We start from the raw sequence: 11,943 nt of genomic DNA on the forward strand, positions 1-11,943 counted from the left end.
ATATTATTTTCTTTGTGATCATCTTCTTAAGTACATTTATGGGCATGTACCTTTTTTTTGGAAAGACCGCCGATATAAGGTATATTATTTATTTCTATCCAATATCTGTTATTGCGTTTGGATATATAGTAGGAGACTTTTTAAGTCGGTTTGATATTACTGTTAGTAATAAATTGAGCGTAATCATTATAGCCCCCATTCTTATTTTTACCTCTTACAAGGGTGTATCTGCACTGCTAGAAATTCAACCAGTGAATCCAGAAGTTATTGAAATTTATAAAATAGGTAATAACATCGAACATGATATAAACTTAAGGATCTTGACTAATGATGCATATATCCCACATTACATCTATGCATCGAATAGGGTTAGAGAGTTTTATGAGCTACCATCAATTAGTGCCTTTTCCGAAGGAGAAGATAACTCAAAGATTGATTATATAGTGTTTTCGCTGCGACGAAAAATATTTATAGATCAATTAGTGGATCTAGGTTACATAGGAAAAAATTTCAGCATAAAGAACCAAGAGGACATAATTGATGGTAATGGCAATATATTTTGTTACTATAGTTCAGGTGATGCATCAACTATAATATATAAGAGAAAAAAATGATTTTGATACCTGCTTATAACCCTGACGAGGTGTTATTGAAACTCATATCAGGCATTAAAAGTGATGATAAGCTTGCTAACATTCCACTCACGCTGATAAATGATGGCTCAGATTGTATACGGTCAAAAAATTTTTTTAGAGATATCCAGGAAAAATTTGAATGTGTAAAAGTCATAGCTCATAACCTAAATCTTGGTAAAGGAGCTGCAATTAAGACTGGTCTAAAATATGCTGAAGAAGTAGGTCACGATTTTGTAATTACTGTAGATGCAGATGGTCAACACGCGGTAAATGATATAAAAAATGTATACTTGTTTTCAGTTGACCACAAAGATAAGTTAGTCATAGGTACGAGAGACTTTAAAAATGAAAATGTACCAATGAGATCGAAAGTTGGAAACCTAGTTACATTGAAAATATTTAACTTTTTGAATAATTGTCGTGTAGAGGATACTCAGTCAGGTTTAAGGTATATACCTAGGCATAGCTTTTCGGATTTACTCGAACTTAAAGGTAATCGATACGAGTTTGAACAAGATGTTCTAGCTTATTTTTCGCGATGCAATTCTATAGCCCCACCTTGTTATATTGAAACTATTTATGAAGAAGGAAATCCATCCTCTCATTTTAATAAGTTTCGAGATTCGTTATTAATATATTATACCTTATTAAGGTCTGCAATTGTTGGTTTGTTTTGTGCTTGTGTTGACTTTGGCCTATTTAGCTTTTTATATTATTTGTTAGATAGTGTTACTATTTCCGTTGTGTCTACGAGAGTGATGATGGTCATTGTTTATTTTGTTTTCTTGAAGCATATAGTATTTAAGGCACCAAATGCATCTTATAGAGAATTTGCTAAATTCTCTCTACTTGTAGCAATGAATAGTCTAATAATAATAATGATATCAAGTGATAGTGAAAGCAATGTAAACATACTGTATTTGGCAACAAACTTAACTATGTTTGTGGTTAATTTTATAGTACAAAGGCATATTTTTGGTAGAGATTAGGTTAATATGAAACAAACAGACTGGAACGAGTATTATAGTGCTAGTAACGTTAATTTCGTTACTAGCTTGACAAGAAAAAACACATCTAGAACTATATCTAGAATATTATCCAAATATCTGCCGACTAAGCCTAGTGTAACAGAGCTAGGTGGAGGTAATAGTTGTATATCTGACGATTTAGTTTATAGCCTGGATGTTGACTATTATGAAGTGGTTGATAATTGCAATAAAGGGTTAGACCTTTTTAGTAGTCGACAACATTCATGTTCAACTGGAGTAGTTTTAGACTCAGTATTAAGTAGTGGAAAGAAAGATGAATTCGACTTATGCATTAGTATAGGGCTAATTGAGCACTTCGATCATTTTGGAACAAGTAAGGCGATCAGATATCACTTTGATAAAGTAAAAAGTGGGGGGATTGTAATGATTACATTTCCTCACCCGACATGGCTTTATCGTTTGTCTAGAAATGTATTGGAAAAGTTAAATAAGTGGTATTTTCCAGATGAACGACCTCTTGATTTTAAAGAGGTTGAGTGTGAATGCGATAAATATGGACAATTGTTACACAAGCAAATCAACTGGAACATAGTATTGACTCAAGGTTATGTAGTTTACAAAAAAAGATGATTAGTCAAGATAAATGACCACTCTTCTGGTGGCCATTTATTTTTCTCACTAAAGTATTAAATCACGCACTTCTGCATCTTTACGCTCAAGGTAATGGATAGATTTAATACGACGAATCGTACGGCAGCGACCTCGAATCACCAATGTCTCTGTCGTAGCAATGTTACCTTGGCGGCTGATGCCTTCTAAAAGGTCGCCCTTAGTAATACCGGTAGCGGCAAAGACCACATCGTCACTGCGAGCCATATCTTCCATCTTTAATACGACGCCAGTCTCTACCCCCATTTCAGCGCAGCGTTTGAGTTCATCAACGCCAAAGATGCGGTTTTCTTCTGTATCGCCTTTAACTTCGTGACGAGGGAGAAGTTTACCGTGCATGTCACCATCCAGGGCGCGAATAACGGCGGCAGAAACCACCCCTTCAGGCGCGCCGCCAATGCAATACATGGCATCTACTTCACTATCAGGCATACACGTTAGGATGGAAGCCGCAACGTCGCCATCTGGCACAGCGAAAACGCGAACACCCATCGCCTGCATTTCGGCGATCACTTTATCGTGACGAGGCTTCGCAAGCGTCGTAACAACGAGCGTATCGAGTGTTTTGCCCAACGCTTTTGCGATGTTTTCTAGGTTTTCAGCAAGTGGTTTATTGAGGTCGATACAACCTTTTGCACCTGGGCCGACAACCAATTTTTCCATGTACATGTCAGGCGCTTTTAAGAAGCTTCCTTTCTCGCCAGCGGCTAGAACAGCAAGTGCATTGGATTGCCCCATTGCTGTCATGCGTGTCCCTTCGATAGGATCAACCGCGATATCAACCGCATCGCCACCTTTACCCACATTTTCACCAATGAACAGCATTGGCGCATCATCAATCTCACCTTCACCGATTACGATCTCGCCGCTAATTTCGGTTTTGTTTAGTAGTGTGCGCATGACTTCAACAGCTGCGCCGTCAGCAGCGATTTTATCGCCACGGCCAAGCCATTTGTAACCTGCTAGTGCAGCACCCTCGGTAACTCGTGAAAAAGCCAGAGCTAAGTCGCGTTTCATGATGACTCCAAATATGAAAGGGAATAGGAAAAATTCGGCGAGATTTTAGCACATCAATAAGGAAACGTTTGCTTTTTTGTCTTTTCACTCTAAACCGTGCGTGAAATGGAAGAAAAACGGGAGAGCGCGATAAGCAACGTCAGGCGCTTGTTAAATTAAGTATGAATTTTGAGCGAATGGTATGAATTATCGAATATAGCGCGTGTTTATCCTCGCATGGCTGAGTAGAATGGGGGTAAGAGCAACACTCACCATATATTGTAAAGCGCACAGATAGGTAGGCTAAAATGTCTTTTGAAGTATTAGAGCAACTGGAAGCAAAAATTCAAACAGCAGTCGACACGATTTCATTACTGCAAATGGAAGTCGAAGAATTAAAAGAAGAGAAGCAGCAACTGGCTAACGAAGCGAACGAGCTGAAAGCAAACCGTGAAGCGCTAGAGCAAAAAACAGAGCAAATGCAGCAAGAACAAGCAGCATGGCAAGAACGCATCCGTGGCCTTTTAGGCAAAATGGATGAGGTTGAGTAAGTTTCGACTGACTACTGTTCAAGATTGAATTGATAATAAAAACGCCAACGATGATTCGTTGGCGTTTTTATTTATCTAGAGTTTAGCCTTGTGGGCGAACACCCAACGTGTGGCATAGAGCGTAGGTCATTTCTGCACGGTTAAGCGTGTAGAAGTGGAAATCTTTTACGCCTTCACGGCTCAGCGTACGAACCATATCGATCGCTTGGCTAGCACCGACAAGCTGACGTGTGGTTGGATCATCATCCAAGCCTTCAAATTGTTTTGCCATCCAGCCTGGTACTTTTACGTTGTTCATTGCTGCAAAGCGAGACGCTTGTTTGAAGTTAGAAACCGGTAAGATGCCAGGTACGATTTCAGCCTCAATACCCGCGGCAACGCAGCGATCACGAAAACGTAGGTAGCTTTCCACATCAAAGAAAAATTGAGTGATAGCACGGTTTGCGCCAGCATCCACTTTGCGTTTCAGGTTTAGTAGGTCAGCTTGTGCGCTTTTGGCTTCAGGGTGCACTTCAGGGAAAGCGGCAACTGAAATATCGAAGTCATGGCGTTCTTTCAGTAGCTTAACTAGTTCTGTTGCGTACATGTCTGGCGCGCCACCACCCGGTGGAATATCACCACGCAGTGCAACAATGCTCTGAATACCGTTGTTCCAGTAGTCATCGGCAATTTGAATCAGTTCTTCGCGAGATGCATCAATACAAGTCAGGTGTGGCGCCGCAATTAGGCCGGTTTGATCTTTGATGTCTTTGATGATGGAGTGGGTGCGGTCACGTTCTCCAGAGTTCGCGCCGTAAGTCACAGAGACAAACTTTGGTTGAAGTGTTTTAAGACGGTGAACAGAGTTCCACAGTGTTTCTTCCATTTTCTCGCTGCTTGGCGGAAAAAATTCAAATGAGACGTTGATGTTGTCTGAAAGCTCTGCAACATTTTGATTTAAAGCGTCTATATGACCTGCGTGCGTGTAACCCATCTTACTCTCCCTGTGATTGACCTAATCACCAAACTTTAAAATCGACGTTTAGACGTCTATATGTCCACAGGATGTAATGAATACGATTTAATGTCAACAGTGTGATTATGAATTTTTTTCATGTAGGTAATGAGGCTAGCTCAACATAAAGAATTTAAATATTTATGAATGGTGAATAGATATGGTTTTTGAATGAGTCAGTGCAAGTAAGGGAATGATTTTAAAGGGCTAGGAAGTGTTCTAGCCCTTTTATTAATGATTGGTATTCTTCACCAAGTTTATAGCTGGCTTGAGAGGAGGTTCAAATCTGATTGAATCGCTCCAGCTGTGACTTCTCGTCCTGCACCTGGGCCACGAATAACCAGTGGGTTATCTTTGTACCACTTGCTTTCTATAGCAAAGATGTTGTCGCAAGGAAGTAGATTCGCAAGTGCATGCTCTTTATTGAGTGCCTCGATACCAACGGTTGCTAAGCCATTTTTTTCGAGCCTAGCAATGTAACGCAGTACCTTGTCTTCACGCTGTGCTTTTTCAAGGCGTTCAGCCAGTATTTCGCTGAGTAGCCCACTCTGATCAAGGAAGTCGTCAAGAGGCAATTCTGCAAGCTCAACAGGAACCAGTGACTCGACCTTGACGCTTTCTGGCTCAATATTCAGGCCAGATTCACGTGCGAGGATCACAAGCTTACGCATCACGTCAGAGCCATCAAGATCTGCTCGCGGGTCGGGCTCGGTGAGTCCTTGTTGCCAAGCAAGATCGACAAGTTCACTAAAGGGTACGGAACCATCGAACTGTTGGAATAGCCAAGAGAGCGTGCCAGAGAATATGCCCGACAGTGCGAGAATGTCATCGCCACTTTCACGCAAATCACGAACCGTGTGGTTAATTGGAAGTCCAGCCCCCACGGTCGCATTGTATAACCAGTGACGATTGATCTTACTAAACGCGTCCTGAACCTGATTGTAATACTGACTCGACGCAGAACCTGCAACCTTGTTGGCTGAGATTAAGTGCATGCCTTGTGCGGCGATATCGAGATATTGATTTGCCAACACTTTGCTTGCGGTCACATCGAGAACAATCACATCGTCGTAGCCCTGAATAGCGCCAAGACGCTCAATCCAGTCTTTACCATTGTTTGCTACCGCTTCGTCGTTAAAGCGCTTTGCAACGCTGCTGGCCTCGATTCCTTTCTCATCGAACCAATAGGTTTGGCTGTCAATCACCGCGACGAGGTTAAAGCTCATGCCGCGACGTTTCTCGAGTTCAACCTTCTGTGTCGCGAACAACTCTAGCCAGCTTGCACCAATATTGCCTTTGCCACACAGCGCTATTGCGACGCGTTTTTGAGCTTGGAATAGTTGGCTGTGTACGCCATTCACCAATGGCTCAGTCGGTACTTTGCGAGTCACTGCCACTAAGCTGAGACCCGAGAGAGATTCCGAAATAAATTCGACAGGCGATGCCTTCAACTGCTGATAAAAGCCGTAGCAGTGGTTTGGATTCTTTGTCACACCTGCGCCCACTGCCGCAATGAGTGAATAGCCTTCTTTGAGTTTAATTTCCGCTTCTATCGCAGCATCTTGTAGATGACTCAATGCACCGCTCGCGATCTCTGCAGTGTAAGCAAGGCGCAGCTTGTATTGGTCAGGCTGTGCTTCATAAGCCAATGGCTCGAGTTGAGCACGCTCTAGGCTTTGTAGAACTTCCTTTTCTAGCCTATCGAAGTCATGGCTATGCGAGAAAGAGAGTTGGATAAGCAGCACTTCATCAAGAGAGGTAATGATCTTCGCACCGCGACCTGAAGCCAAGACTCGTTCAATTCGTGTCGAACCAGATTCCGCTTGATAGCTACAGCGAAGGTGAAGGTCCATCGTGCTTTGTGCAACTGGTTGTAACGTACGGCTGTGAAGAACAGGCGCCGCGAGTCGTGCAAGCTCACTGGCTTCATCTAGGCGAAGCAGTGGCAATAGGCAGGCATCATTCACAATGCGCGGATCAGCGCTGTAAACGCCAGCGACATCGCTCCAAATCGTAACTTGTGATACTTCCGCTAATGCGCCGATGACCGTTGCAGAGTAATCTGAGCCATTTCGGCCAAGCAATACGGTTTGACCTTGGCTGTCTTGCGCCATAAAGCCAGTGATCACCACACGGTTGTGTTTATGTTGAGCTAGAACGTCCTTAATTAACGAGTACGAGCTGGCTCGATCCACTTCCGGCTGTGTCCCTTCTTCGGCGCGCAGGAAAGCGCGGGCGTCTTGAGAGACCGCATCGAGCTTATGTTCCGTTAATAGGTGAGCCAGTAATCGTGCTGACCAAACTTCACCGTGACCCAAAATCGCAGCGCGTTCGGCTTCAGTCAAGGGAGCCGTGACCTCGCCAAGGGTGCTGAATTCATCATTCAGCTGCGCGATCAGAGTTTTTCTGACATCGCTTTGAATGAGTTCATTAATCAGATCGGTCTGAAACTGACGCAAAGCTTGAAGTTCTTCATGGGCAAGTCGACCATCTTTTGACAGCGCATCGACAAACGCAATCAATCGGTTGGTGGTTTTGCCTGCTGCGGAAACCACCACAAGGTCTTCACTGCCTGAATATTCTTTTAGAATGTTAACAACACGAAGATAGCACTCGGGATTGGCTAGGCTGCTGCCACCAAACTTATGTAATTGACGTGAAACAGTCATTCTTATGCCTCTTTCTCAACAAACTTTTCTGTCTTTTCGAAGGCTTGTTTAAGGTCTTCAATCAGGTCCTGTGCGTCTTCTAATCCTACCGATAGGCGTAGCATTTGGTGAGAGACACCCGCTTCTGCAAGTGCTTCTTCGCCCATTGCTCGGTGAGTCATGGATGCAGGGTGGCAAATCAGGCTTTCAACGCCGCCAAGTGATTCAGCAAGCGAGAACAGTTCTAGCTCACCGACAAAGTATTTAAGCTGCTCAAATGAGCCGCCAAACTCAAAGCTCAGCATAGAACCGAATCCTGATTGCTGTTTCTTAGCAATCTCATGACCAGGGTGGCTTTCAAGGCTTGGGTGATAAATGGTTTTAACCAACGGCTGATTTTGCAGCTCGTCAAGAATAACGAGAGAGCTCTCTTCATGAACACGCATACGTGCGCCCAGAGTGCGAATACCACGCAGCGTCATGTAGCTATCAAACGGTGTGCCTGTCGCGCCAATGCAGTTGCCCCACCAAGCAAGCTCTTCCGCATGCTCTTCTGTTTTGGTAATGACAACGCCGCCGATGACGTCTGAGTGACCGTTGATGTACTTGGTGGTTGAGTGAATGACAAAGTCAGCACCGAGCTCTAAAGGCTTTTGGAACACGGGTGTCAAAAAGGTATTGTCGACCGCGACTAATGCACCCACTTCTTTGGCTTTTTGGCAGGCACGTTCAATGTCGACCACGCGAACCAATGGGTTCGATGGCGTCTCAAGCAAAATCAGTTTTGGTTTCTTGGCAATTGCCGCATCGAAGGCTTGGTTGTCTGATTGATCGACAAACTCAACCTTGAAATCGCCTTTTTTGCTGCGCGTGTTGAACAAACGGTAGGTGCCGCCGTAGCAATCATGCGGCGCGATGATGAGGTCGTCTGGACCGATGAAAGCCGAAACCCAAAGGTTTAACGCGGAGGTACCACAGTTCGTCACCACTGCACCTTTGCCGGACTCGAGTTCGAATAGAGCGGTTTCTAGCAAACCACGGTTTGGATTGCCAGAGCGGGTGTAATCATACTTAGGCACTTCACCAAAGGCAGGGAAACCGTAGTTGGTCGAGAGATAAATGGGTGGCACAACAGCGTGGTGCTGAGTGTCTGACTCGATACCAGTACGAACGGCAATGGTGGCTGGTTTACGGGTGCTCATAAGTCCTTCCTTTGTCTATGACTGCGCGGCGTTATCGTTTCATTCAACGATAGTGACGACTTTATAATATAGGTCTGTATTGGGGTGGCTTTTCAAGATAACGCCTGACATACCAAGTTAGCCGTAATTTCCTACGTTAGCTATATGTTATTCCCAATATTATTTTTGACACTTTACTTCTCAAAAATGAAGACGTCAACACTTCTAGACGTCTATATGTCTTTGCTTATAGACTTGAATCCGGCTAAAATTGCGCCTAGACATAAATTACACACAATAAAAACGAAGGTGCGCAATGGCAGATTGGAATGGTGAATACATTAGTCCATACGCGGAACACGGAAAGAAAAGCGAGCAAGTTAAGAAAATTACAGTATCGATTCCGCTTAAGGTATTGAAAGTATTGACCGATGAGCGTACTCGCCGTCAGATTAATAACTTACGACATGCAACGAACAGTGAACTGCTGTGTGAAGCATTTTTGCATGCGTACACTGGTCAACCGGTTCCAACGGATGAAGACTTACGTAAAGATCGCCCAGATGATATTCCAGCAGAAGTGAAAGCACTGATGACAGAAATGGGAATTGAATTCGAAGCCTACGATTCAGAATAATAAACGGCTCTAAAGTTTCTCCGTATTGACATGATGTTTGACATCAGATTGCTCGTTGAGCAGTAAGCTTGCTAAATCACAATGATTTAAATAAAAAACCGCAGTCTTTTACAAGGCTGCGGTTTTTTTGTCTTTCAGCTTGGCTGAGTATTAACAAGACTGAGCAAAGGAAGTCGATTACGATTCCATGTAGTTCGCTGGCATTTCAATGCGTGACACACCGGATTCGACAGCGGCAGTTGCCACGGCTTTTGCTACGCGAGGCAGTAAGCGTGGATCCATTGGTTTCGGAATGATGTAACCAGAGCCGAACTCAAGGCTATCGACACCAGCTGCTTTTAATACTTCCGCTGGAACTGGTTCTTTTGCTAGCTCACGAATCGCTTCAACAGCCGCCAACTTCATCGCATCATTAATCTCGCTTGCTCGAACATCCAGAGCGCCGCGGAAGATGAATGGGAAACACAGTACGTTGTTTACTTGGTTCGGGTAATCCGAGCGACCTGTACCCATGATTAAGTCGCTGCGTACTTCATGAGCTAACTCAGGTTTGATCTCTGGATCTGGGTTTGAACAGGCGAACACGATTGGCTTGTCTGCCATCAATTTTAGTGCTTCTGGTGGAAGCAGGTTAGGACCGGATACGCCTAAGAATAGGTCTGCGCCTTCGATCACATCTTCAAGTGTACGCTTATCGGTGTTGTTGGCGAAAAGCTGCTTGTATTCATTTAAGTCGTCACGACGAGTGTGAATGACGCCTTTACGGTCGAGCATGTAGATCTTTTCACGCATTGCGCCACATTTAATCAGAAGCTCCATACACGCAACCGCCGCCGCCCCAGCACCCAAACAAACGATGGTGGCTTCTTCTAGCTTTTTACCTTGAAGCTCAATCGCATTAAGCATACCTGCAGCCGTCACAATCGCGGTGCCGTGTTGATCATCGTGGAAAACAGGTACATCACAACGTTCAATAAGGCGACGCTCAATCTCAAAACAATCGGGTGCTTTGATGTCTTCTAGGTTGATACCGCCGAACGTATCCGCAATGTTCGCAACCGTATCGACGAACTCATCGATGGTGCGGTGCTTTACTTCGATATCGATAGAGTCAAGGCCAGCAAAGCGTTTGAATAGGAGCGCTTTCCCTTCCATTACAGGCTTAGAAGCGATTGGACCTAAGTTACCCAATCCTAAAATAGCCGTACCGTTAGAAATGACTGCGACCATGTTTCCTTTTGCGGTGTACTTGTAGACGTTTTCTACATTCTGCGCGATTTCTCGAACAGGTTCAGCAACACCAGGGCTGTAAGCAAGGGCCAAATCTTCAGCAGAATCAGCAGGTGTTGTTAATGCGACAGCAATTTTACCTGGGGTAGGAAAGGCATGGTAATCAAGAGCTTGTTGACGGAAGGCTTCTTGTGCAGATAACTCAGTAGAGTTTTCTTGACGGTTGTCATCGGACATAGGGGCGTATACTCATCGAAAATGTGGCTAAAGGGGAGTCATCATTCTAATGGATGTAAGTCAACCTGCCTAGGTAAGAATGCGACTCATATCATCAGAAGAAGGGAATAGACTGCTGATAAGACCAGATGAGAATAAAACGCGCTAAGTCGATGAGTTTATGTACGATAAAATACCTTAACGTAAAGATAAAATAATATTATCGGCTATATAGATTGGAAGAGAGAAGAGGTTATCGAGAGAGTTGCCGCAGTGAAACACCAGACACAAAAAAGGACACCGAAGTGTCCTTTTTCTTAATTCGGTATAGCGAATGCTATTACTTGCTTGAAAGAGCACCGAAACGTTTGTTGAACTTATCAACACGGCCGCCTGTATCTACGATACGTTGCTTACCAGTGTAGAATGGGTGACATTTGTCACATACGTCTAGGTGAATGGCTTCTTTAGTAAGAGTTGAGTTGAACTCAAACGTGTTGCCGCAAGAACAAGTCGCAGAAACTGCTTTGTATTCTGGGTGGATTCCAGCTTTCATGGGATAACCTCAAATTGGGCCGTGTCGCTATCCGAGTCTATGCCGGACACCACACGTAGTTAAAAAATAATTATAGGGATAACGCTTTAATGTTTAGCACCCGTTATAAAACCGATGTTTTTTGATAAAGCCCTACCACTAAGGCGCAGTATAGTAATGAATACCAGGCCGAGGATCAACAAATTTGCTAATTATTTCGCCACTTTTTTAAACGCTTTTTACTTCCCTCTATAGTAACCAATCATTTAGACTGTCTCTCTTGCTGTTGTTAAAAGATACCGATCACTATGCGTCCATCGATTGCCCGAGTTGCTTTGCCTGTTCCACTGGACAAACAATTTGATTACCTCATTCCTAATCATCTCTTTCCGGTGATTGGCGGTCGAGTCAGTGTGCCTTTTGGCCCGAGAAGTCAGATAGGTATTGTCACGGCGATGGTCAGCGAGTCTGAGTTTGAGCTTTCTAAGCTGAAGCCTATTTACAAAGTTCTAGACGCTCAGCCTGTTTGGCCAGTTAAACTGTTTAGCTTGCTCTACTGGTGCAGTCAGTTTTATCAATATCCTCTTGGTGACACGCTCGCCAATGCGATGCCTGTCGCGCTCAAAAAGGGCAAGCCTGCCGATTTTACCGCTTTACTTGAA

Annotated in this window: 11 protein-coding genes and 1 pseudogene; 6 read left to right on the top strand and 6 right to left on the bottom strand. The window is 43.9% G+C overall.

Annotation, left to right across the window (positions count from 1 at the left end; all coding sequences use genetic code 11):
- From BCU12_RS21955 to BCU12_RS21965, 3 genes are all read left to right on the top strand, one after another.
- The coding region (locus BCU12_RS21955) for a hypothetical protein (RefSeq protein WP_206748383.1) at nt 1–614 on the top strand (614 nt) is incomplete at its 5' end.
- Complete coding sequence (locus tag BCU12_RS21960; protein ID WP_102406733.1) at nt 611–1,624, top strand: glycosyltransferase; 1,014 nt, start codon at nt 611–613, stop codon at nt 1,622–1,624. The genes BCU12_RS21955 and BCU12_RS21960, both read left to right, overlap by 4 nt.
- 6 nt (nt 1,625–1,630) lie before the next feature.
- Entirely contained in the window at nt 1,631–2,254 is a 624-nt protein-coding gene (locus BCU12_RS21965) for a hypothetical protein (protein ID WP_102406735.1), read from the top strand.
- Nucleotides 2,255–2,302: 48 nt separating this feature from the next.
- Here the strand turns inward: BCU12_RS21965 and glpX are convergent, their stop codons facing one another.
- Entirely contained in the window at nt 2,303–3,310 is a 1,008-nt protein-coding gene (gene glpX / locus BCU12_RS21970) for a class II fructose-bisphosphatase (protein ID WP_102406737.1), read from the bottom strand.
- Nucleotides 3,311–3,597: 287 nt separating this feature from the next.
- Here glpX and zapB point away from each other — a divergent pair, with 287 nt between their 5' ends.
- A complete protein-coding gene (zapB, locus tag BCU12_RS21975; protein WP_102406738.1) occupies nt 3,598–3,840 on the top strand; it encodes a cell division protein ZapB in 243 nt (80 codons plus the stop codon).
- An 82-nt stretch (nt 3,841–3,922) separates the two neighbouring features.
- Here the strand turns inward: zapB and metF are convergent, their stop codons facing one another.
- The 3 genes from metF to BCU12_RS21990 form a co-directional block, all read right to left on the bottom strand.
- Nucleotides 3,923–4,813: a methylenetetrahydrofolate reductase gene (gene metF / locus BCU12_RS21980; RefSeq protein ID WP_102406740.1), complete on the bottom strand. Its 891-nt coding sequence runs from the start codon at nt 4,811–4,813 to the stop codon at nt 3,923–3,925.
- 278 nt (nt 4,814–5,091) lie between these two features.
- A complete protein-coding gene (locus BCU12_RS21985) occupies nt 5,092–7,503 on the bottom strand; it encodes a bifunctional aspartate kinase/homoserine dehydrogenase II (RefSeq protein WP_102406742.1) in 2,412 nt (803 codons plus the stop codon).
- Between the two features lie 2 nt (nt 7,504–7,505).
- Entirely contained in the window at nt 7,506–8,684 is a 1,179-nt protein-coding gene (locus tag BCU12_RS21990) for an O-succinylhomoserine (thiol)-lyase (protein ID WP_102406744.1), read from the bottom strand.
- 295 nt (nt 8,685–8,979) lie between these two features.
- Here BCU12_RS21990 and metJ point away from each other — a divergent pair, with 295 nt between their 5' ends.
- Nucleotides 8,980–9,300: a met regulon transcriptional regulator MetJ gene (gene metJ, locus BCU12_RS21995; protein ID WP_102406745.1), complete on the top strand. Its 321-nt coding sequence runs from the start codon at nt 8,980–8,982 to the stop codon at nt 9,298–9,300.
- Between the two features lie 177 nt (nt 9,301–9,477).
- On the opposite strand, the gene BCU12_RS22000 is transcribed toward metJ, so the two are convergent.
- Both BCU12_RS22000 and rpmE read right to left on the bottom strand, forming a co-directional pair.
- The gene (locus BCU12_RS22000) at nt 9,478–10,767 is read right to left on the bottom strand and encodes a malic enzyme-like NAD(P)-binding protein (protein WP_102406747.1); all 1,290 of its coding nucleotides are present in this window, start codon (nt 10,765–10,767) and stop codon (nt 9,478–9,480) included.
- Between the two features lie 319 nt (nt 10,768–11,086).
- Entirely contained in the window at nt 11,087–11,302 is a 216-nt protein-coding gene (gene rpmE / locus BCU12_RS22005) for a 50S ribosomal protein L31 (RefSeq protein ID WP_102406749.1), read from the bottom strand.
- Between the two features lie 287 nt (nt 11,303–11,589).
- Between rpmE and BCU12_RS22010 the strand changes: the two are divergent.
- Nucleotides 11,590–11,943 (top strand): annotated as a pseudogene (locus tag BCU12_RS22010) (primosomal protein N'); the annotation flags it as partial.

It is taken from the genome of Vibrio sp. 10N.261.55.A7 (assembly GCF_002877365.1).
Lineage (GTDB): Bacteria > Pseudomonadota > Gammaproteobacteria > Enterobacterales > Vibrionaceae > Vibrio.

Bases quoted from the DNA above. Each gene is read 5' to 3' on its own strand.
- BCU12_RS21960 (WP_102406733.1), top strand. From the start codon at position 611: ATGATTTTGATACCTGCTTATAACCCTGACGAGGTGTTATTGAAACTC.
- BCU12_RS21965 (WP_102406735.1), top strand. From the start codon at position 1,631: ATGAAACAAACAGACTGGAACGAGTATTATAGTGCTAGTAACGTTAAT.
- glpX (WP_102406737.1), bottom strand. From the start codon at position 3,310: ATGAAACGCGACTTAGCTCTGGCTTTTTCACGAGTTACCGAGGGTGCT.
- zapB (WP_102406738.1), top strand. From the start codon at position 3,598: ATGTCTTTTGAAGTATTAGAGCAACTGGAAGCAAAAATTCAAACAGCA.
- metF (WP_102406740.1), bottom strand. From the start codon at position 4,813: ATGGGTTACACGCACGCAGGTCATATAGACGCTTTAAATCAAAATGTT.
- BCU12_RS21985 (WP_102406742.1), bottom strand. From the start codon at position 7,503: ATGACTGTTTCACGTCAATTACATAAGTTTGGTGGCAGCAGCCTAGCC.
- BCU12_RS21990 (WP_102406744.1), bottom strand. From the start codon at position 8,684: ATGAGCACCCGTAAACCAGCCACCATTGCCGTTCGTACTGGTATCGAG.
- metJ (WP_102406745.1), top strand. From the start codon at position 8,980: ATGGCAGATTGGAATGGTGAATACATTAGTCCATACGCGGAACACGGA.
- BCU12_RS22000 (WP_102406747.1), bottom strand. From the start codon at position 10,767: ATGTCCGATGACAACCGTCAAGAAAACTCTACTGAGTTATCTGCACAA.
- rpmE (WP_102406749.1), bottom strand. From the start codon at position 11,302: ATGAAAGCTGGAATCCACCCAGAATACAAAGCAGTTTCTGCGACTTGT.